The sequence below is a fragment of the Acidovorax sp. M2(2025) genome (genome assembly GCF_049330835.1).
Lineage (GTDB): Bacteria > Pseudomonadota > Gammaproteobacteria > Burkholderiales > Burkholderiaceae_C > Acidovorax.
In genome coordinates, this window is record NZ_CP186262.1 from 3799932 (window position 1) to 3819884 (window position 19953).

Genomic DNA, 19953 nt, shown 5'->3' on the forward strand with positions numbered 1-19953 from the left:
AGGCAACAGGAGGACAGGGATGGAAGCAGAAAACAAAAAGCCGCTACAGGCGAATGCTGTAGCGGCTTGCCAGGACCAAGGCCCTTGCCTTATGCGGCAGTGGCTGCAGCCTTGACGCGCGAGGGCAGCTTTTCCTTGATACGTGCCGACTTGCCGCTGCGCTCGCGCAGGTAGTACAGCTTGGCACGGCGCACGTCACCGCGGCGCTTGACTTCGATGCTGGCGATCAGCGGGCTGTAGGTCTGGAACGTACGTTCCACGCCTTCGCCGCTGGAGATCTTGCGCACGGTGAAGCCGCTGTTCAGGCCGCGATTGCGCTTGGCAATCACCACGCCTTCGTAGGCCTGCACGCGCTTGCGGTTACCTTCCACCACGTTCACGTTCACGATGACCGTGTCGCCAGGGGCGAATTCGGGGATGGTCTTGTTGAGGCGGGCGATTTCTTCCGCTTCCAGGGTCTGGATCAGGTTCATGGTCACATCCAACGATCTTGACCGCGCCAAAAGTGGCTGCGTCGGGATTGACGGTTCAGTGTTTTGCGGGAGAACTCCCTGTCAAAACGGCCGGCCAGAGGATCGAAAAGCCTTTGATTATAGCAAGTCAGCCCAGCTTGGCCAGTACCGCCTCGTCGGCGGGCGCCAGCCGGCCGGCCTGCCGCGCCGCAGCGATCAGGTCGGGGCGGTGGCGGGCGGTCAGCTCCAGGCGCTGGTCGCGCCGCCAGCGCTCGATCTGCGCATGGTGGCCGGACAGCAGCGCGGCAGGCACTGCCTGGCCCGCCCATTCCTCGGGCCGGGTGTAGTGCGGGCAGTCCAGCAAGCCGTCCAGCGCGGGGTTGAAGCTGTCCAGCTGGTGGCTGCCCTCGTCGTTGAGCACGCCGGGCTGCAGGCGGGCCACAGCGTCCAGCAGGGCCATGGCGGCGATCTCGCCGCCCGAGAGCACAAAATCGCCCAGGCTGATCTGCAGGTCGACATGAGCGTCGATGAAACGCTGGTCGATCCCCTCATACCGGCCGCACAGCAAAATGGCGCCGGCGCTGGCCGACCAGTGCTGTACGGCGGCATGGCGAAGCGGCTCGCCGATGGGGGAAAACAGCACCAGCGGCACCTGGGTGGAGGCCGGCTCGCCACGCTCCGCGCGGATGGCGGCCAGGCACCGCGCCAGCGGCTCGGCCATCATCACCATGCCAGGGCCGCCGCCAAAGGGGCGGTCGTCCACGCGGCGGTAGTTGCCATCCGCATGGTCGCGCGGGTTCCACAGGTGGACCGAGACCTGTCCGCTGGCGTAGGCGCGCCGGGTCACGCCGCTGGCGAGGAACGGCCCGAACAGCTCGGGAAACAGCGTGATGATGTCAAAGCGCATGGTGCGCGGCGCAGCCTGCGGGGCCGCTCAGTAGTCGGGCTGCCAGTCGACGGTGATGCGCTTGCCCGGCAGGTCCACCTTGTCGACAAAAGCAGAGACAAAGGGAATCAGGCGCTCCTGCGCCTTGCCGTCCTGCTCGTACGCCAGCACCAGCACCGTCTGCGGGCCGGTGGACATCAGCTCGCGCACCTGGCCCAGCGCCACGCCTTCGCGGTTGGCGACTTCCAGGCCGATCAGGTCCACCCAGTAGTACTCGTCCTCGGCCGTGGAGGGAAAACTCGACCGCGGCACAAATATGCGCGCGCCACGCAGCGCCTCCGCGGCATTGCGGTCGTCCACGCCCTGCGCCCAGGCCACCACCGTGTCGGAATGGTCCTTGGCCTGGCGGATGGGCAGCAGCACCGTGCCGGAGAAGGTCTTGCCCCCCCGCTCGGAGGGCTGCAGGTACCAGCGCTTGGAGGAAAACAGCGCCTCGGGGTTACCGCTGTGAGGCAGCACCTTGAACCAGCCCTTGATGCCCCAGGCGTCGGCAATGCGGCCCACCTCGACAGCGTCGGCGGGCAGCTCGGTGGGCTCGAGCGTCAGGGGAGAGGTGGTGGCCATGGCGAAGGGTGATTCCAGAAACGGGAAAAGGGCGGGTCCCGTCAGCGCACCGACGAAACCCGCCCTTTTCGGGGAGCTTTAAGCAGCCTTCTTGGCAGCTTGCTTGATCAGGCGGTCCACCGTGGGGGAGGACTGGGCGCCCACGCTCTTCCAGTACGTCAGGCGGTCTTGCGCAATGCGCAGGCCTTCTTCGGTTTCCTTGGCGGTGGGGTTGTAGAAGCCGATGCGCTCGATGAAACGGCCATCGCGGCGCACGCGCTTGTCAGCAACGACGATGTTGAAGAAAGGACGGCCCTTGGAGCCGCCGCGGGAGAGTCGAATGACGACCATGATTTATCCTTCGGGTGGTGAACTTCGCCAGATTTTCCGGCGCAAGCCACAGTGTTCGCACAGTTTCGCAACGTTTGAGACACGCGACATGGCCACCCGGCCAGCGACACGCTGCAAAGCCTGCAATTATAGCCCTTTCTTTTCCAGCCCCCATGATCCGCCCCAGCACCGACAGCGACATCCCCCAGATCACCGCCATCTACCGGCACCACGTGCTGCACGGCACCGGCACGTTCGAGATCGATCCCCCGACCGAGGCCGACATGGCTGCCCGCCGCGCCGACGTGCTGGGCAAGGGGCTGCCCTGGCTCGTGGCCGAGAAGGACGGCCAGGTGCTGGGCTACGCCTATGCCAACTGGTTCAAGCCGCGCCCCGCCTACCGTTTCTCGGCCGAGGACTCGATCTACGTGGCCGACAGCGCCCGCGGCATGGGCGTGGGCCGCAAGCTCCTTGCCGCACTGGCCGCGCAGGCCGAAGCCGCCGGCGTGCGCAAGCTGCTGGCGGTGATCGGGGATTCGGCCAACGCAGGCTCGATTGGCGTGCATCGCGCACTGGGCTTTACCGACGTAGGCGTCATGAAATCCGTCGGCTGGAAGTTCGGCGCCTGGCGCGACATCGTGCTGATGGAAAAAACCCTGGGCGAAGGCGATACCACGTCGCCGGAATGAGCGGACACCGCAGCATGAAGAACAAGACCGTCGCGGCCTGGCTGGCCTTTCTGGGCGGGCCGCTGGGCCTGCACCGCTTTTACCTGCACGGAGTGTCCGACCTGCTGGGCTGGCTGCTCCCGATCCCCACGGCGCTGGGCGTGTATGGCATCGAGCGCGTGCAGCAGCTGGGCCAGGACGACCACTTCAGCTGGGTCCTGATTCCGCTGCTGGGGTTCACGATTGCCGGCTGCGCCCTGCAGGCCATCCTGTTCGCACTGAAGACCCCCGAGGCCTGGAATGCCCGCTACAACCCCGGCGCAGCGCCCGATGCAGCGCCGGGGCAAACGCAGTGGATCACGGTCGGCGCGATCGTGGTGGCGCTGATGGTGGGCACCGCGGTCCTCATGGCCAGCATCGCGTTCAGCTTCCAGCGGTATTTCGAGTACCAGATCGAGGAAGCCCGCAAGATATCCCAGTGAAGCGGCGCCGCCAGAAAAGACGCCCCGCTGGCGGCCTGCCGGCGGGGCGTTTGCGCTGTGCGGCCCGCCCATTGCCTGGCAGGCCGCGCCGCGGGTATTTCAGAACATCTGCAGGCTGATCCAGTACGCCACCGCAGCGACGAAGGCGCTGGCGGGAATGGTGAGAATCCAGGCCCAGACAATGTTGCCGGCCACGCCCCAGCGCACCGCGCTGGCGCGCTGGGTGGACCCGACGCCGACGATGGCGCCGGTGATGGTGTGGGTGGTGGACACCGGAATGCCCAGCGCGGTGGCCAGGAACAGGGTGAGTGCGCCACCCGTCTCGGCACAGAAGCCGCCCACGGGCTTGAGCTTGGTGATCTTTTGGCCCATGGTCTTCACGATGCGCCAGCCGCCAAACATGGTGCCCAGGCCGATGGCCATGTAGCAGCTCACGATGCTCCAGGCGGGCGGCGAGGTGTCCGAGGCTGACGAGTAGCCGGTGGCGATCAACAGCAGCCAGATGATGCCGATGGTCTTCTGCGCGTCGTTGCCGCCATGGCCCAGGCTGTAGGCCCCGGCGGACAGCAGCTGCAGGCGCCGGAACCACTTGTCCACCTTGCTCGGGCGCGTGCGCCGGAAGACCCAGGCCACGGCGACCATCATCAGCGAACCCAGCGCGAACCCCAGCAGCGGGGAGACGAAGATGAACGCCACCGTCTTCAGGATGCCTGCCGAAATCAGCGCGCTGGCGCCGGCCTTGGCGATCACCGCGCCCACGATGCCCCCGATGAGCGCGTGCGAGGAGCTGCTGGGAATGCCGTAGTACCAGGTGATGACGTTCCAGGTGATGGCTCCCACCAGGGCGCCGAACACCACATGCGTATCGACCACGCCGGGCTGCACGATCCCCTTGCCCACCGTCGCGGCCACGCTCAGGTGGAAGATGAAGATGGCGACGAAATTGAAGAAGGCGGCAAACAGCACCGCCTGCGTGGGCTTGAGCACGCCGGTGGACACCACCGTGGCGATGGAATTGGCCGCGTCATGGAACCCGTTCATGAAGTCGAACAGGATGGCCAGGGCCACGAGGAGCACCACAACCCACAGGGCCGTTTGTACGGTTTCCATACTGGTTCAGCCCGCGGGAATCAGGAGTTTTCGAGGACGATGCCCTCGATGCAATTGGCCACGTCCTCGCACTTGTCGGTGATGGTTTCCAGCAGCTCGTAGATGGCCTTGAGCTTGATGACTTCGCGCACATCGGGCTCTTCACGGAACAGCTTGCTCATGGCGCTGCGCATCACGCGGTCGGCGTCGGATTCGAGCTTGTCGATCTCCTCGCAGGTCTTGAGGGCGGCTTCGGCCACGGCCGGATCGGCAATCTTGTCCAGCAGCTTGACGGCGTCGCGCAAGCGCTCGCAGCACTTGAGGCTCAGGTCGGTGAGGCGCGTGATCTCTTCCGTCATGTGGTGCACGTCGTACAGCGCCATGGTTTCGGCCGAGTCCTGGATCAGGTCGGCCACGTCGTCCATGGTGTTGATCAGCGCATGGATCTGCTCGCGGTCGATGGGGGTGATGAAGGTCTTGTGGATCGCCTTGTTCACGTCATGCGTCACGCGATCAGCCGCACGCTCGGCGTTGTCCACGTCCTGGTTGTACTTGTCCCGCAGGTGGGGGTCGCCGTAATTTGCCACCAGCTGCGAAAAGGCGCGCGCCGCCTCCACGATGCGCTCCGCGTGCTGGTTGAACATGTCGAAAAAATTGCCTTCGCGCGGCAACAGCTTGGCAAACAGCATGGGGGAGACTCCTGGAACGGATCGGGACCGGTTTTATAAAGATGACACTGCCATGTCACTTGCATGACTTTCTGACAACCAGCGAGTTTAACCGGGCGCCCTCCCCGCCCTTGGCGCCAACCGCCGTGGCTCAGGCACCGCGGAAGATGAAATACACCGCCCCCACCAGGCACAGGCCGGCCCACAGGTAGTCCCATTTGAGCGGCTGCCCCATGTAGAACACCGCAAAGGGGACGAACACCCCCAAGGTGATCACCTCCTGCATGATCTTGAGCTGCCCCACGTTGAACTGCGTGAAGCCGATGCGGTTGGCAGGCACCTGCAGCAGGTACTCGAACAGCGCAATGCCCCAGCTGACCAGCGCCGCCGTGTACCAGGGGGACGAGGCCAGGTTCTTCAGGTGCCCGTACCAGGCGAAGGTCATGAAGACGTTGCTGGCAATGAGCAGCAGCACGGTTTGCAGGGAGACGGGCAGGGACTGGAGGGCGTTCATGGCTGGGTTCGCAAGCACAAAAGGACCGGCATGTTATACAAAATACCGGCCTCACGCTTTCCACTGCAGCGCGAGCTGCTATTAAATATGTAGCATTCACACCGCCGAGACGCCCCACAGTCCCCGGGAGCTGCCGGGCACCCGCGCGCCATACGCCTCGTCCAGCGGCGGCGCAGGCACCCCAGCCGCCGGCCGCTCCGACCGCATGTCGGTGCTGCCCTATACGCGGGACGGCTATCTCGGCATCAGCGGCGGGCGCTCGCAGTACGACCTGCGCAGCGGCCCGCGGGCACGGCGTTTCATCCGTCCAAAGAAAAAAGGGTGCGACGCATCCACGTCGCACCCTTTTCTGGCGGGGATCTGCTGCCGGGCGCGTGCACGCGGCAGCGGCGGGGGCCTATTCGCCCAGGTAGGCGGCGCGCACCTTCGGGTCGTTCAGCAGTTGCTGGCCAGGGCCCGTCATGGTGATCAGGCCGGATTCCATCACATAGCCGCGGTCGGCCAGCGCCAGTGCGCGGCTGGCGTTCTGCTCCACCAGCACGATGGTCACGCCCAGCGCGTACACGTCGCGCACCACTTCAAAGATCTTGTCCACCATGATGGGCGACAGGCCCATGGAGGGTTCGTCCAGCAGCAGCACCTTGGGCTGGCTCATCAGCGCGCGGCCCATGGCAAGCATCTGCTGCTCGCCGCCGGACATGGTGCCGGCCAGCTGGTCCTTGCGCTCGCGCAGGCGCGGGAAGATGGTGAACATCTTCTCGATGTCGGCCAGGATGCCCGCCTTGTCCTTGCGGATGTACGCGCCCATCTGCAGGTTTTCGGTGATGGTCATGCGCGCAAACACGCCGCGGCCTTCGGGCACCATGACCAGACCTTCCTTGACCAGGTCCCATGCCCCCTTGCCCTTGATGCTCCGGCCCAGGTACTCGATGTCGCCATCGTTCATCGCCAGCGTGCCGGTGATGGCCTTCATGGTGGTGGTCTTGCCCGCACCGTTGGAGCCGATCAAGGACACAAGCTCGCCCTCGCGCACTTCGAAGTCCACGCCCTTGACGGCCTGAATGCCGCCGTAGGCCACCTTCAGGCCTTTGACCTGCAGCAGTACCTTGTTGGATTTTTCGGCCATTCTCAATGTCCTCCGGTGCCCAGATAGGCCTCAATCACTTTTTCGTTCTTCTGCACTTCGGCCGGATGGCCCTCGGCAATCTGCTTGCCGTAGTCCAGCACCGTCACGCGGTCACACAGGCCCATCACCAGCTTCACATCGTGTTCAATGAGCAGGATGGTGCGGTTGTCGTTGCGGATGCGGTCGATCAGTTCGCGCAGCTGCACCTTCTCGGTGGCATTCATGCCGGCCGCGGGTTCGTCCAGGGCGATGAGCTGCGGGTCGGTGGCCAGGGCCCGGGCAATCTCCAGGCGGCGCTGGTCGCCGTAGCTGAGCGTGCGGGCCTTGTAGTCGGCAAACTTGCCGATGCCCACGTAGTCCAGCAGTTCCTGCGCGCGCTTGGCGATGGCGGCCTCTTCGTCCTTGAAGCTCTTGGAGCGGAAGATGGCGCCCAGCAGGCCGGAGTGGGTGCGGATGTGGCGCCCCACCATCACGTTCTCCAGGGCCGTCATTTCCGCAAACAGGCGGATGTTCTGGAAGGTGCGCGCTATACCGGCCTTGGCCACTTCGTGCACGGCGGTGGGCTCGTACGGCTTTCCGGCGAGCTCAAAGGTGCCGCTGTCGGGAGTGTAGAGGCCGGTGATCACGTTGAAGAACGTGGTCTTGCCGGCGCCGTTGGGGCCGATCAGGCCATAGACCTGACCACGCTGGATGGTGATGCCCACGTCGGACAACGCCTGCAGGCCGCCGAAGCGCTTGGAAATACCGGCAACCTTCAGCACCACTTCGTTGGATTTCTCTGTCATTGCTAACTTTCGGTGGTGTTCTCGTCAGGTCTTCTGCGTCAGGCTCTTGCCATGTTCGGGCGATGGCCACAGGCCGCGCGGACGCAGCAGCATGATGATGATCATGGCCAGGGCGATGAGCAGCTGGCGCAGGATGGCGGAGTCGAGGCGCCCATCCGTCATGGCCTGCAGCGGGCCGGCCACGTAGCGCAGCACCTCCGGCAGGGCCGACAGCAGCACGGCCCCCAGGATCACGCCAGGAATGTGGCCGATACCGCCCAGCACCACCATGGCGACGATCATGACCGACTCCATCAGGCTGAACGACTCGGGCGACACGAAGCCCTGGAAGGCCCCGAACATGGCGCCGGAGACGCCGCCAAACGACGCCCCCATGCCGAAGGCCAGCAGCTTCAGGTTGCGGGTATTGATGCCCATGGCCTTGGCGGCGATTTCATCCTCGCGGATGGCCATCCAGGCGCGGCCGATGCGGGAATCCTGCAGGCGGTAGCAGATGATGACGGTCAGCACCACCAGGATGAGGAACAGGTAGTAGTACAGCGTGACGGAGTTGATGTCGAAGCCGAACAGCTCCAGGCGCTTGCCCAGGTCCAACCCGAAGATCTTGACCGAGTCGATCTGCCCGATGCCCTTGGGGCCGTTGGTCAGGTTGACGGGGTGGTCCAGGTTGTTCAGGAAGATGCGGATGATTTCGCCAAAGCCCAGCGTCACGATGGCCAGGTAGTCCCCCCGCAGCTTGAGCGTGGGCGCCCCCAGGAGCGCCCCGCACAACGCGGCCAACAGCGCCGCCAGTGGAATCACCAGCCACAGCGAGGTGTGCAGCCCATTCGGGAACATGGCGGCAAATGCAGCGAAGTTGTCCGCCAGGTGGGGCGACGCCATCAGGCCGAACAGGTAGGCGCCCACGGCGTAGAACGCCACGTAGCCCAGGTCCAGCAGCCCGGCGTAGCCCACCACGATGTTCAGGCCCAGGGCGAGCATCACGTACAGCAGGGCCAGGTCGGCGATGCGTACCCAGGCATTGCCAAAGGATTGCAGGATCAGCGGCAGCACCAGCAGCGCCACGGCGCCGATGATCCAGTTGGTTTTGGTGTTCTTCATGGTGTGGAGCTTCCTCAGGCGCGATCGGCCACGCGCTCACCCAGCAGGCCGGAGGGGCGCAGCGTCAGGATGATGATCAGCACGATGAATGCAAAGATGTCGGTGTAGTGGCTGCCCAGCAGGCCGCCCGTGAGCGTGCCGATGTAGCCCGAGCCGATGGCTTCGATGAGGCCCAGCAGGATGCCCCCCACCACCGCTCCGGCCAGGTTGCCGATGCCGCCGAACACCGCGGCCGTAAAGGCCTTGAGACCGGGCAGGAAGCCCATGGTGTGCTGCGCCGTGCCGTAGTTGGACGCGTACATGATGCCGGCGATGGCGGCCAGGACGGCGCCGATGATGAAGGTGGCCGAGATGACCATGTCCGGCTTCACGCCCATGAGCGAGGCCACGCGGGGATTTTCGGCCGTGGCGCGCATGGCGCGGCCCAGGCTGGTATGGTTGACCAGGTACACCAGCGAGGCCAGGGCCACCGCGGTCACGCCCAGGATCAGGATCTGCGTGGGCGTGATGTAAGCGCCGCCCACCTGGAAGGGCGAGCTGGGCAGCAGGGTGGGATAGGGCTTGTAGTTGGGCTTCCAGATGATCATCGCCAGCGTCTGCAGCAGGATGGACATGCCGATGGCGGTGATCAGGGGGGCCAGGCGCGGGCTGCTGCGCAGCGGCCGGTAGGCGACCTTCTCGATGGTGAAGTTGAGGGCGGCGGCCACCACGCAGGCAATGACGGTGGCCAGCAGCAGGATGATCCAGCCGGGAGTGCCGGGCATGGCGGCCTGCATCATTCCTATGCAGCTCCAACTGGTGAGAGCGCCGATCATGAGCACCTCGCCGTGGGCAAAATTGATCAGCTGAATAATGCCGTACACCATGGTGTAGCCCAAGGCTATCAAGGCGTACATGCTGCCGAGAACCAGACCGTTGATGATCTGCTGCAGCAAAATGTCCATAAGAGAAGTCCTTCGTTTGTGACGCACCCACCACTTTGGCACCGGAATCGGTACAGCCTTGTGGGCCCGACTGCCATGTAGCAAAAAACCCGCCAGAAGTTCAGCTGTGCGGGTTTGCGGTCGGAATTGTAGCGAGTAGACACAACCGCCCTCCGTGTGGCCGGGAGGGGTTTTCCCTTGAATTCCGGCGGCATCAGGCGGCGACGCCGTTCATAAGGCTTTTTGATACAAGCAGGAAAATTGATGTGCAAACTTATTACCAGTCTCATGCAAAACTGGCATAAGTTGTAAAAGTCCTGGCGGGTGAGGAACTTACGCCGCTCCGCCCTGCCCGGCGGCGGCATTGCGTTCGCGCAGTTCACGCAACTTCTGTGCGATCTTGATTTCGAGGCCCCGCTCCACCGGCGCGTAGAACCCCGGCTCCGGCATGCCTTCGGGCAGGTAGGTTTCCCCGGCCGCGAAGCCGCCTTCCTCGTCGTGCGCGTAGCGGTAGCCCTTGCCGTAGTCGAGCTCTTTCATGAGCTTTGTTGGTGCGTTGCGCAGGTGCATGGGCACGGGCCGCGTGCCGTCCTTCTTCACCCAGGCGCGGGCCGCGTTGTAGGCCTTGTAGACCGCGTTGGACTTGGGCGCCACCGCCAGGTACACCACGCACTCGGCCAGCGCCAGCTCGCCCTCGGGGCTGCCCAGACGCTCGTACACCTCGGCCGCATCCAGCGCCAGGCGCAGGGCGCGCGGGTCGGCCAGGCCGACGTCCTCGCTGGCCATGCGCACCAGGCGGCGCGCCATGTAGCGGGGGTCGGCCCCGCCGTCGAGCATGCGCACCAGCCAGTACAACGCCGCATCGGGATCGGAGCCGCGCACGGACTTGTGCAGCGCGCTGATGGTGTCGTAAAACTGCTCGCCGCCCTTGTCGTAGCGGCGCATGCGTTCGCCCAGCACCCTGAGCAGCCACACGTCGGTGATCTCGGACAGCTTCTCCTGCGCGGCCGCCATGGCCAGCGTCTCCAGGGTGTTCAGCAGCCGGCGCGCATCCCCGTCGGCATAGGCCACCAGGCGGTCGATTGCTACGCTTTCGATAGCTGGCAGCGCTTGCTCCGCCTGCGCCAGGGCCACTATTTGCTTCAAGTCCTCTTCGGACAAGGGCTGCAGCACGTACACCGCTGCGCGCGACAGCAGCGCCGAGTTCACCTCGAACGACGGGTTCTCGGTGGTGGCGCCGATAAAGGTGAACAGGCCGCTCTCCACGTGCGGCAGGAAGGCGTCCTGCTGGCTCTTGTTGAAGCGGTGCACTTCGTCCACGAAGACGATGGTGCGCTGCTGCATCAGGCCGTCGCGGGCGGCTTCGGCGCGCTCCACCGCCTCCCGAATGTCCTTGACGCCGCCCAGCACGGCGCTGATGCTGATGAACTGCGCGTCAAAGGCATCGGCCATGAGCCGCGCAATCGTCGTCTTGCCGACCCCGGGCGGGCCCCAGAGGATGCAGCTGTGGGGCCGGCCGGACTCAAACGCCAGCCGCAGCGGCATGCCCGGGCCCAGCACGTGCTGCTGGCCGATGACGTCGGCAAGCGTGCGCGGCCGCAGGCGCTCGGCCAGGGGAACATGGTTGCGCGGCGCGGCGGCCGCCAAAGAGGCATCGGTCATGGTGAAACTGCCCCGCAGAGGGGGGTGTCGATCATGCCACCATGCGGCTTGAGCGCACGCAAGCGCTCCGGCGGCGGCAGGCAGGACAATGGCGCGTCGCCCCTTCTACTGCCATGGTCTTGCCCTCCCCGCACCCGCCATCCCCTTCGTCACCTTCGCCCCAGCCACCATCCGCTGCCGGCACGCCTGCTGCGCCGCCCCCACCGGGGTTGGGCATGCTGATCCGCATGACGCGGCCGGGCTTTCTGCTGCTGACGGTGGCGGCCTGCCTGCTGGGCATGTCCTTCGCGCTGGCCTGCGGGTGCGGCTTTGATGGCCTGAAGGCCGCCGCCACGCTGCTCCTGGCCGTGACGGCCCACGCCGGCGCCAATGTGCTCAACGACTACCACGACGCCCGCAACGGCGCGGACGCGGCCAACCAGCAGGGGCTGTTTCCGTTTTCGGGCGGCTCGCGCCTCATCCAGGCCGGCCAAGTGTCCGAGGCGGACACGGCGCGCTGGGCCGCGGTGTTGCTGCTGGTGCTGGTGCCGGCCGGCCTGCTGCTGGCCTTCTACAGCGGCGGCGGGCTGTTGCTGGTGGGCATGGCGGGGCTGCTGCTGGCCTGGGCCTATTCCGCCCCGCCGCTGCAGCTGATGTCGCGCGGATTCGGGGAGCTGGCGGTGGCGGCAGCCTGGTGGCTGGTGGTGGTGGGTGCGGACTACGTGCAGCGCCGCCAGTTTTTTGTGATCCCGGCCGTCTCGGCGGTCAGCTTTGCGCTGCTGGTCGCCAACATTTTGCTGATCAACGGCGTGCCCGATGCGGCCGCCGATGCGCAGGTGGGCAAGAACACGCTGGTGGTGCGCCTGGGCGCGGAAGGCACGGCGTGGCTTTACCTGGGTCTGGCCCTGCTGGCCCACGTCTGGCTGGCGGCGGCCGTGTGGCTGCTGATTCCGCCGCGCGAGGCGCTGTGGGGGCTTGTTTCGCTGCCCTTGTCGCTGGCTGGCGCCGCCCTGCTGGTGCGCCGGGCCAGGCAGCCCCAGCGCCTGCGGCCGGCCATCGTGCTCACCATTGCCGCGGCCATCCTGCATGCCCTGGCCATGGCCGCCGGCGTGGCGACAGTGGGCCGCTGAAGCCGCGCCGCGCCCTGGCGCAGGCGCGGGGTGTCACTGCTTCACGACGTCGGCACCTGCCGGGGGCTTGAACTGGAACACCGAGGCCGGCAGCGACGGCAGCGCCTGCAGCCCCGAGAAGCGGATGACCGAGCGCTGGCCAAAACTGTCCTGGATATCCAGCGCCGCCAGCTGCTCGCCGGCAAAGCCCACGCGCACGCTCTTGAGCTGGCCGTCCTTGGCCTTGGGCGTGGCCTGCACCCATTGCAGGCCGTCCTGGTCCGGGCCGTTTTCCAGCGTGAAATCGGCCTTCAGCGCGGCCAGGTCCGGTGCGGACGCCAGCAGCGCGGCCGGCGTGCTGCCCAGGGCCTGCGCCTGCGAGCGCTGGGTCACCTGGTTCAGGTCCACGTCATAGAGCCAGAGCGTTTGCCCGTCGGCCACGATGGTCTGCTCAAAAGGCTTCTTGTACGTGAACTTGAACCGGCCCGGGCGCTGGAACTCGAAGCTGCCGCTGGAGGTCTTAGTGCGCGCCGCCTGCCCGTCCTTCGGGGGCGCGGTCACGGTCTGGCTGAACTCCGCACGCCCGGCCTGCGCGCCCTTCATGAAAGATTCCAAACTTTTCAGGCCGTCAGCGCTTGCTGTACCTGCGCAAGCAGCTATCAATATTGCAGCAAAAATACGTTTCATGCAGTTCCTTGTAGTCCGGCCAATGGCCCGCGGCGCGCGGCGGCTTATTCCCGCGCGGGCACCAGCACTTCGCGCTGGCCGCTGGCCGTGAGGGCGCTGACGAGCCCCGCCTTCTCCATGTCCTCCAGCAGCCGGGCCGACCGGTTGTAGCCAATGCGCAGCTTGCGCTGGACGTAGGAGATGCTGGCCTTGCGGTCCTTGAGCACCACTTCCACGGCCTGGTCGTACATGGGGTCCTTTTCGCCCCCTTCGCCGCCGCCGTCCCCTGACAGATCGCCGTCGCCATCCACAGTTCCGCCTTCGAGCACGCCTTCGATGTAGTCCGGCTCCCCGTGTGCCTTGAGGTAGCTGACGACACGGTGTACTTCATCGTCCGACACGAACGCGCCGTGCACCCGGATCGGCAGGCCCGTGCCGCTGGCCATGTAGAGCATGTCACCCATGCCCAGCAGGGCCTCGGCGCCCATCTGGTCCAGGATGGTACGGCTGTCGATCTTGCTGCTCACCTGGAAGGCGATGCGGGTGGGAATGTTGGCCTTGATCAGGCCGGTGATCACGTCCACGCTGGGCCGCTGGGTGGCCAGGATCAGGTGGATGCCGGCCGCGCGGGCCTTCTGCGCCAGGCGGGCGATCAGCTCCTCGATCTTCTTGCCCACCACCATCATCAGGTCGGCCAGCTCGTCGATGACCACCACGATGTGCGGCAGGCGCTGCAGCGGTTCGGGCTCCTCCGGCGTGAGGCTGAAGGGGTTGTAGATGAACTCCTCGCGCGCCTTGGCCTCGTCGATCTTCTGGTTGTACCCCGCCAGGTTGCGAACCCCCAGCTTGCTCATGAGCTTGTAGCGGCGCTCCATCTCGGCCACGCACCAGTTCAGGCCGTTGGCAGCCTGCTTCATGTCGGTCACCACAGGGCACAGCAGGTGCGGAATGCCTTCGTAGACCGACATTTCCAGCATCTTGGGGTCGATCATCATCAGGCGCACGTCCCGCGCCTCGGCCTTGTACAGCAGCGAGAGGATCATGGCGTTGATCCCCACCGACTTGCCCGAACCCGTGGTGCCCGCCACCAGCACGTGCGGCATCTTGGCGAGGTCGGCCACCACCGGGTTGCCCACGATGTCCTTGCCCAGGCCCATGGTGAGCAGGCTCTTGGCCTCGTGGTAGATCTGCGAGCCCAGGATCTCCGACAGCCGGATGGACTGGCGCTTGGCATTGGGCAGCTCCAGCGCCATGTAGTTCTTGCCCGGAATGGTTTCCACCACACGGATCGACACCAGGCTGAGCGAACGCGCCAGATCCTTGGCCAGGTTGACCACCTGCGAGCCCTTCACGCCGGTGGCGGGCTCGATCTCGTAGCGCGTGATCACCGGGCCGGGCATGGCGGCCACCACCCGCACCTCCACGCCAAAGTCCTTGAGCTTCTTCTCGATGAGGCGGCTGGTCATCTCCAGCGTCTCGGGCGCCACCGTCTCCTGGCGCAGCTGCGCGCCGTCCAGCAGGTCCACCTGCGGCAGCTTGCTGTCGGGCATGTCGGTAAACAGGGGCTTCTGGCGCTCCTTCACCACGCGGGTGCTTTGCGGCACGTCCACCAGCACCGGCTCGATGATCTGGATGGGCTCGGGGTGCTGCACCTCGTTCTCGGAGCGCTCTTCCAGCACCACCACCTCGCGCTCGCGGGCCGCCTTGCGGCCCACGGCCACGTCCTTGGCCACCTCGCGCTGCGCCAGCCGCGACTGCACGAGCGCATCGAGGCGCCCGCCGACAAATTCCGCGACCTGGCCCCACGAGAACCGGAACACCAGGGCCGCGCCCAGCACCGCCAGCACGATGGCCAGCAGCCCCGAGCCCGTGAAACCCAGCCACTTCACGCTGGCGGGCCCCACGATGTAGCCCAGCACGCCGCCAGCGTGCCCGGGCAGGAAGACTTCGAAACGGTACAGCCGCGACCACTCCAGCGCCGTGCTGGCGCACATCAACAGCACCAGTCCCAGCCAGAACAGCCCACGGCGCTGCAAGGCGCTTGCCGCACCGGGGACGGACTCGCCCCCGCGCATCCAGCGCGCCAGCGACGCAAGCCACGCCCGCACCCCGGCCGCCACGCACCACCAGACGGAAAAGCCCAGCGCGAAATAGCTGCCGTCCGCCAGCCAGGCCCCCAGGCGCCCGGCCCAGTTGCCGACCATGCGCGGGTCTCGCGCCCCCGACGTAGACCAGGCGGCGTCCTGCGCGGAATAGCTCAACAGGGACAGCAACCAGAAAACCAGGGCCAGCAGCCCGATCACCAGGGCGATTTCATGGCCGAAACGGGCCGCGCCCGTGCGCGGCTGCGACTTGGCCGCCGACGATGCGTTCAGGGTATTGAGGGAATAGGTCATAAGCGTGCCGGGCAAGCTTACCCCATGCATCCGGTGCAGGCGGCCGGCGCGCCTGCGGGCATGCGTGCGCGGTCTGGCGCGCGGTCTGGTGCGTGGTCAGCCCAGCGCGTTCAGGCGCTCCTTGAGCAGGGTGGCACCGGTGGGCAGCACCTCGATGAACCCGCGCTCCTCCAGGTCCTTCATCACGCGGCTGACCATCTCGCGGGAGGCGCCGACCATCTTGGCCAGGTCCTGCCGGGAGATCTTTTCCTTGATCAACCGCTGGCCCTGGGCGTCCGGCTGGGCAAAGTCCAGCAGCGCATGGGCCACGCGGCCATACACATCCAGCAACGCCAGCGATTCGATCTTGCGGTCCGCGTGGCGCAAGCGCTTGACCAGCCCCCGCATCACCACCAGCGACATGGAGGTGTTTTCCGCCAGGCAGCGCGCAAACTCGGTCCGCCCCAGCATCAGCACGTCAGTCTGCACCTCGGCGCGCACGGTGGCCGAATGCGGCTCATTGTCAATAATGCTCATCTCCCCCAGGTAGTCGCCCTGGCCCAGCGTCGCCAGGATGACCTCGCGCCCCCGGCTGTCGGCCGTCATCACGCGCGCGCGCCCGGTGAGCAGGATGAACAGGGCGTTGGACTTCTGCCCCTGCTCCACCAGCACTTCGCCGCGCTTGAAACGGCGCTTGACCACCGCCCCGCTGACCACCTCGGCCTGGGCCACCGTCAGCAGCGAGAACAAGGGAACCCGGCGCAGCAGGTCCAGGTTGGACAACATCGTCGACATGCAAACATCTCCTCAGAGCGCGCGACCCATCCGGCGTCGCACGGGTTTTCAATGGGTTCTTACAATCGCCGTGATTGAATAAATGGCAGGCTGCGGGAGCGGCCGCCGGTTGATACTCACCCGCCCCAACCCCAGCTTTCCCAACAGCGCCCCATGTAGCGGACGCAAAACACAGGCTTTTACCATGTCCACCACCCAACACGCCAAAGTTCTGATTCTCGGCTCGGGCCCCGCCGGCTACACGGCGGCCGTCTATGCGGCGCGCGCCAACCTGAATCCGGTGCTCATCACCGGCATGGCCCAGGGCGGCCAGCTGATGACCACCACCGAGGTGGACAACTGGCCCGCCGACGTGCAGGGCGTGCAAGGGCCCGACCTGATGCAGCGCTTCCTGGAGCACGCCGAGCGCTTCAAGACGCAGATCATCTTCGACCACATCAACAAGGTCGATTTCAGCCAGCGCCCGTTCACGCTCACGGGCGACAACGGCACCTACACCTGCGACTCGCTGATCATCGCCACCGGCGCCTCGGCCAAGTACCTCGGGCTGCCCTCGGAAGAGGCCTTCATGGGCCGCGGCGTTTCCGGCTGCGCCACCTGCGACGGCTTCTTCTACCGCGACCAGGACGTGTGCGTGGTGGGCGGCGGCAACACCGCCGTGGAAGAGGCGCTGTACCTGTCCAACATCGCCCGCAAGGTGACGCTGGTGCACCGCCGCGACAAGTTCAAGGCCGAGCCCATCCTGGTGGACAAGCTCAACGACAAGGTTGCCGCCGGCAAGATCGAGCTCAAGCTCTTCCACACCCTGCACGAGGTGCTGGGCGACGACAGCGGCGTGACCGGCATCCGCATCAAGAGCACGCAGGACGGCAGCACCCAGGACATCGAGCTCAAGGGCTGCTTCATCGCCATCGGCCACGCCCCCAATACCGACATCTTCCAGGGCCAGCTGCAGATGGACAACGGCTACATCGTCACCCAGGGCGGGCTCAAGGGCTTTGCCACCCAGACGAGCGTGCCGGGCATCTTTGCCGCGGGCGACGTGCAGGACCACGTCTACCGCCAGGCCATCACCAGCGCCGGCACGGGCTGCATGGCCGCGCTGGACGCCCAACGCTTCCTGGAACAAGAGGGTTGATCAAAATTTGGGCGGCAGGCTATAATCTGCGGCTTTGCTGATTCTGATCCGCCTTTTTGGCGGTTCTTGGCGATCAACAATCGGGTTACCGCCACCCTTTCTGGCGAGGTGAGGCCGCAAGCCATCCTGGGGCGCCAACGTCCCCAGGGCCCAGCGAACGGCCGTTATAAAAGTATCGGAGTGTCCTCATGGCACGCGTCTGCGACGTAACGGGCAAGAAGCCCATGGTCGGGAACAACGTTTCCCACGCCAACAACAAAACCAAGCGCCGGTTCCTGCCGAACCTGCAATACCGCCGTTTCTGGGTCGAGAGCGAAAACCGCTGGGTGCGCCTGCGCGTTTCGAGCGCTGCCCTGCGTTTGATCGACAAGAACGGTATCGACTCGGTGCTCGCAGACCTGCGTGCCCGTGGCCAGGCTTAAGGAGTAGCACCATGGCAAGCAAAGGCGGACGCGACAAGATCAAGCTGGAATCCACCGCAGGAACCGGCCACTTCTATACGACGACCAAGAACAAGAAGACGATGCCCGAGAAGATGGCGATCATGAAGTTTGATCCCAAGGCTCGCAAGCACGTCGAGTACAAGGAAATGAAGCTGAAGTAATTCAGCCGATTTCCCCCAAAAAAGCCGCCCGCTGGGCGGTTTTTTTATGCCCGCACCGAAGGGCGCACCGTCCCCGACGGCCGGCGTCAGGCGGCCCGGCGGGGAGCTGCGGCGCCCTCGCCCTGCGCCAGCTGCGCGGCCATCAGCGCACCCAGTGTGCGGTAGCCCGCCTCGACCTCGGCCGTGAACGGCATGCCGCAGCTCAGGCGCAGAAAGTGCTCGTACCGGCCGGTATTGGAGAACATGGGCCCTGGCGCCACGCGGATGCCGCTGTGCAGGGCCTGGTCATACAGGCGCGTGGACGAAACCCCTGCGGGCAGCTCCAGCCACAGGCTCAAGCCGCCCGGCGGCAGGCTCAGGCGCGTCCCCGGCGGGAAGTAGCGGGCCACCGCCCGGGCCGCCTGCTCACGCTGCAGGCGCAGTTGCGCCCGCATGCGGCGCAAGTGGCGCTCATAGGCCGGCGAAGCCACGCTGCGCGCCGCCAGCAACTGCGACCAGGTCTGCATGTTGCGGGTGCGTGCGAACTTGAGCATCTGCACCCGGGCCTGCCAGCGGCCGGCGCTCATCCAGCCCTGGCGCAGGCCGGGCGCAAAGCTCTTGCTGAGGGACGCGCAGTAGATGACCTGGCCAGCATCCCCGGGACGGTCCCAGGCTTTGGCAGGACGCAGCACGTGCGGAGACTCGACGAATTCGCGGTAGATGTCGTCCTCGATCAGGGCCAGCCCGTGCTCCACGCACAGGGCCACCAGCCGCTCCTTGTGCGCATCGGGCATGACGCTGCCCAAGGGCATCTGCAGGTGGGGCACGACCACCACGGCCTTGAGCCTCGATTCGTTGCGCGCGGCCAGCTCCAGGGCCTCCAGCGACATGCCAGTGCGCGGGCTGCTCGGAATTTCCAGCGCGCGCAGGCCGCGCACCTCGATCGCCTGGAGGATGCCAAAAAACGTGGGGGACTCCACTGCCACCACGTCGCCCGGCCCGGCCACGGCATCCAGGGCCAGATTCACGCCTTCCGAGTTCCCGAGCGTCGCGCCAATGTCGGCGGGCGCCACGCACACGCCAAAGGTGAGCGCGTGCCGCGCCATCGCCTGCTGGAACTCGGGGTGGGTGGTCGGGGCCGAAGGGCCATACACCAGGATGTCCGGCTGTTCGCGCAACAGCGCGTGGGCCAGGCGGTTGAGCGCCGCGGCGTCGAACAGGCTGGGCGCAGGCATGGCGCTGCCCAGGTCCAGCGGCACCGGGCCCGCGCGGCGCGCCTTCTCGAGAAAGCCGGAGATGCGTTCGTTGATGCCCGCGAACACCTGCGGGTCCTGAGCCAGCGGCTCGTGCAGCTCCGGCTCGCGCGCCCCGGGCAGCGCCACGCCGCCCGGCTCCCGCACAAAGTAGCCCACCCGCTCCCGCGCCTCCGCACAGCCCTGCGACTCCAGGTGCCGCAGCACCTGGAGCGCCGTGGTCAGGCTCACCTGGTGCCGCTGGCACAGCTCCCGCACCGACGGCAGCCGCATGCCGGGCGCGAGGCTGCCCGTGGCGATGGCCTGTTCGTACAGGCCGGCCAGCCGGCGGTACAGCGGAACATCCCGGGGTTCGGGCCAATGTGACATGTGGATGCAGAAACGGGACGGTGCGGGTGGATACAGGACAGGGGGTGCGCCGCAGCGCGGCGCCTGGGCAGCCCCCGCATGGTGCCCGAACGCGAGCCCCGGGTACAGATACAGGATGGCCGGGGACGAACCATAACAGCACGCCGGCAACCGCTGCTGTTCTACCCCTTTCCATGGGGCCGTGTACCTGCCGCGCCGGCGCGGTATTTCCTACGCTTGGAGGACCTTGCCGCCCTTGCGCGGCTCCCTGGAGTACCACACCATGCATCCACACGCCCGCCCTGCTTCGCCCCCGCCTTCACGCCTGACAGCGGCACTGCCCCCCGGCCAGAGCCTCTGGCTTTGCCTCGCACCCGGAGAGACCCTGCGCACCACCCGCGGGGAGATCGCAGTGCGC

General features: G+C 66.2%; 22 protein-coding genes. 6 read left to right on the forward strand and 16 right to left on the reverse strand.

The genetic code is table 11. The features are described from left to right. Nucleotides 1-89: 89 nt before the first annotated feature. From rplS to rpsP, 4 genes are all read right to left on the reverse strand, one after another. A complete protein-coding gene (gene rplS, locus ACOYR3_RS17505; protein WP_291486716.1) occupies nucleotides 90-473 on the reverse strand; it encodes a 50S ribosomal protein L19 in 384 nt (127 codons plus the stop codon). Between the two features lie 127 nt (nucleotides 474-600). Further along, nucleotides 601-1359: a tRNA (guanosine(37)-N1)-methyltransferase TrmD gene (gene trmD, locus ACOYR3_RS17510; protein ID WP_422843593.1), complete on the reverse strand. Its 759-nt coding sequence runs from the start codon at nucleotides 1357-1359 to the stop codon at nucleotides 601-603. Nucleotides 1360-1386: 27 nt separating this feature from the next. Then, nucleotides 1387-1962 carry a ribosome maturation factor RimM gene (gene rimM / locus ACOYR3_RS17515; protein WP_422843594.1) on the reverse strand — a complete coding sequence of 192 codons (576 nt, stop codon included), beginning with the start codon at nucleotides 1960-1962 and terminating at the stop codon, nucleotides 1387-1389. Nucleotides 1963-2040: 78 nt separating this feature from the next. After that, nucleotides 2041-2292: a 30S ribosomal protein S16 gene (gene rpsP, locus ACOYR3_RS17520; RefSeq protein WP_422843595.1), complete on the reverse strand. Its 252-nt coding sequence runs from the start codon at nucleotides 2290-2292 to the stop codon at nucleotides 2041-2043. A 152-nt stretch (nucleotides 2293-2444) separates the two neighbouring features. On the opposite strand from rpsP, the gene ACOYR3_RS17525 reads away from it, so the two are divergent. Together ACOYR3_RS17525 and ACOYR3_RS17530 are read left to right on the forward strand one after the other, a co-directional pair. Then, nucleotides 2445-2960, forward strand: coding sequence for a GNAT family N-acetyltransferase (locus tag ACOYR3_RS17525; protein ID WP_422843596.1), 516 nt, complete (start codon nucleotides 2445-2447; stop codon nucleotides 2958-2960). A gap of 14 nt (nucleotides 2961-2974) precedes the next feature. Next, the gene (locus ACOYR3_RS17530; RefSeq protein ID WP_422843597.1) at nucleotides 2975-3421 is read left to right on the forward strand and encodes a hypothetical protein; all 447 of its coding nucleotides are present in this window, start codon (nucleotides 2975-2977) and stop codon (nucleotides 3419-3421) included. A 99-nt stretch (nucleotides 3422-3520) separates the two neighbouring features. On the opposite strand, the gene ACOYR3_RS17535 is transcribed toward ACOYR3_RS17530, so the two are convergent. The 8 genes from ACOYR3_RS17535 to ACOYR3_RS17570 form a co-directional block, all read right to left on the reverse strand. After that, nucleotides 3521-4531: an inorganic phosphate transporter gene (locus ACOYR3_RS17535; protein WP_422843598.1), complete on the reverse strand. Its 1011-nt coding sequence runs from the start codon at nucleotides 4529-4531 to the stop codon at nucleotides 3521-3523. 20 nt (nucleotides 4532-4551) lie between these two features. Further along, nucleotides 4552-5199, reverse strand: coding sequence for a DUF47 domain-containing protein (locus ACOYR3_RS17540; protein WP_422843599.1), 648 nt, complete (start codon nucleotides 5197-5199; stop codon nucleotides 4552-4554). A 130-nt stretch (nucleotides 5200-5329) separates the two neighbouring features. Beyond that, on the reverse strand, nucleotides 5330-5692 hold the full coding sequence (locus ACOYR3_RS17545; RefSeq protein WP_422843600.1) for a DMT family protein: 363 nt from the start codon (nucleotides 5690-5692) through the stop codon (nucleotides 5330-5332). Between the two features lie 397 nt (nucleotides 5693-6089). Next, nucleotides 6090-6818: an ABC transporter ATP-binding protein gene (locus ACOYR3_RS17550; protein ID WP_422843601.1), complete on the reverse strand. Its 729-nt coding sequence runs from the start codon at nucleotides 6816-6818 to the stop codon at nucleotides 6090-6092. Between the two features lie 2 nt (nucleotides 6819-6820). Then, nucleotides 6821-7603: an ABC transporter ATP-binding protein gene (locus ACOYR3_RS17555; protein WP_422843602.1), complete on the reverse strand. Its 783-nt coding sequence runs from the start codon at nucleotides 7601-7603 to the stop codon at nucleotides 6821-6823. A gap of 24 nt (nucleotides 7604-7627) precedes the next feature. After that, entirely contained in the window at nucleotides 7628-8704 is a 1077-nt protein-coding gene (locus ACOYR3_RS17560) for an ABC transporter permease subunit (protein WP_422843603.1), read from the reverse strand. A gap of 14 nt (nucleotides 8705-8718) precedes the next feature. Beyond that, a complete protein-coding gene (locus ACOYR3_RS17565; RefSeq protein ID WP_422843604.1) occupies nucleotides 8719-9648 on the reverse strand; it encodes a branched-chain amino acid ABC transporter permease in 930 nt (309 codons plus the stop codon). A 312-nt stretch (nucleotides 9649-9960) separates the two neighbouring features. Next, the gene (locus ACOYR3_RS17570; protein ID WP_422843605.1) at nucleotides 9961-11289 is read right to left on the reverse strand and encodes a replication-associated recombination protein A; all 1329 of its coding nucleotides are present in this window, start codon (nucleotides 11287-11289) and stop codon (nucleotides 9961-9963) included. A gap of 113 nt (nucleotides 11290-11402) precedes the next feature. Here ACOYR3_RS17570 and ACOYR3_RS17575 point away from each other — a divergent pair, with 113 nt between their 5' ends. Further along, entirely contained in the window at nucleotides 11403-12398 is a 996-nt protein-coding gene (locus ACOYR3_RS17575; protein ID WP_422843606.1) for a prenyltransferase, read from the forward strand. 33 nt (nucleotides 12399-12431) lie between these two features. On the opposite strand, the gene lolA is transcribed toward ACOYR3_RS17575, so the two are convergent. The 3 genes from lolA to ACOYR3_RS17590 form a co-directional block, all read right to left on the reverse strand. Then, entirely contained in the window at nucleotides 12432-13064 is a 633-nt protein-coding gene (gene lolA, locus ACOYR3_RS17580) for an outer membrane lipoprotein chaperone LolA (RefSeq protein WP_422843607.1), read from the reverse strand. 44 nt (nucleotides 13065-13108) lie between these two features. Continuing rightward, nucleotides 13109-15439 carry a DNA translocase FtsK gene (locus tag ACOYR3_RS17585; RefSeq protein ID WP_422843608.1) on the reverse strand — a complete coding sequence of 777 codons (2331 nt, stop codon included), beginning with the start codon at nucleotides 15437-15439 and terminating at the stop codon, nucleotides 13109-13111. 96 nt (nucleotides 15440-15535) lie between these two features. Next, a complete protein-coding gene (locus ACOYR3_RS17590; protein ID WP_422843609.1) occupies nucleotides 15536-16213 on the reverse strand; it encodes a Crp/Fnr family transcriptional regulator in 678 nt (225 codons plus the stop codon). A 184-nt stretch (nucleotides 16214-16397) separates the two neighbouring features. Between ACOYR3_RS17590 and trxB the strand changes: the two genes are divergently transcribed. The 3 genes from trxB to rpmG all read left to right on the forward strand — a co-directional run bounded on the left by trxB (nucleotide 16398) and on the right by rpmG (nucleotide 17955). Beyond that, nucleotides 16398-17351, forward strand: a complete 954-nt coding sequence (gene trxB / locus ACOYR3_RS17595; protein WP_422843610.1) for a thioredoxin-disulfide reductase — start codon at nucleotides 16398-16400, stop codon at nucleotides 17349-17351. 188 nt (nucleotides 17352-17539) lie between these two features. Further along, nucleotides 17540-17773, forward strand: coding sequence for a 50S ribosomal protein L28 (gene rpmB / locus ACOYR3_RS17600; protein WP_005797187.1), 234 nt, complete (start codon nucleotides 17540-17542; stop codon nucleotides 17771-17773). Nucleotides 17774-17784: 11 nt separating this feature from the next. Continuing rightward, nucleotides 17785-17955: a 50S ribosomal protein L33 gene (rpmG, locus tag ACOYR3_RS17605; protein ID WP_005797189.1), complete on the forward strand. Its 171-nt coding sequence runs from the start codon at nucleotides 17785-17787 to the stop codon at nucleotides 17953-17955. Between the two features lie 86 nt (nucleotides 17956-18041). Here the strand turns inward: rpmG and ACOYR3_RS17610 are convergent, their stop codons facing one another. After that, nucleotides 18042-19556, reverse strand: a complete 1515-nt coding sequence (locus ACOYR3_RS17610; RefSeq protein ID WP_422843611.1) for a PLP-dependent aminotransferase family protein — start codon at nucleotides 19554-19556, stop codon at nucleotides 18042-18044. Nucleotides 19557-19953 lie beyond the last annotated feature (397 nt).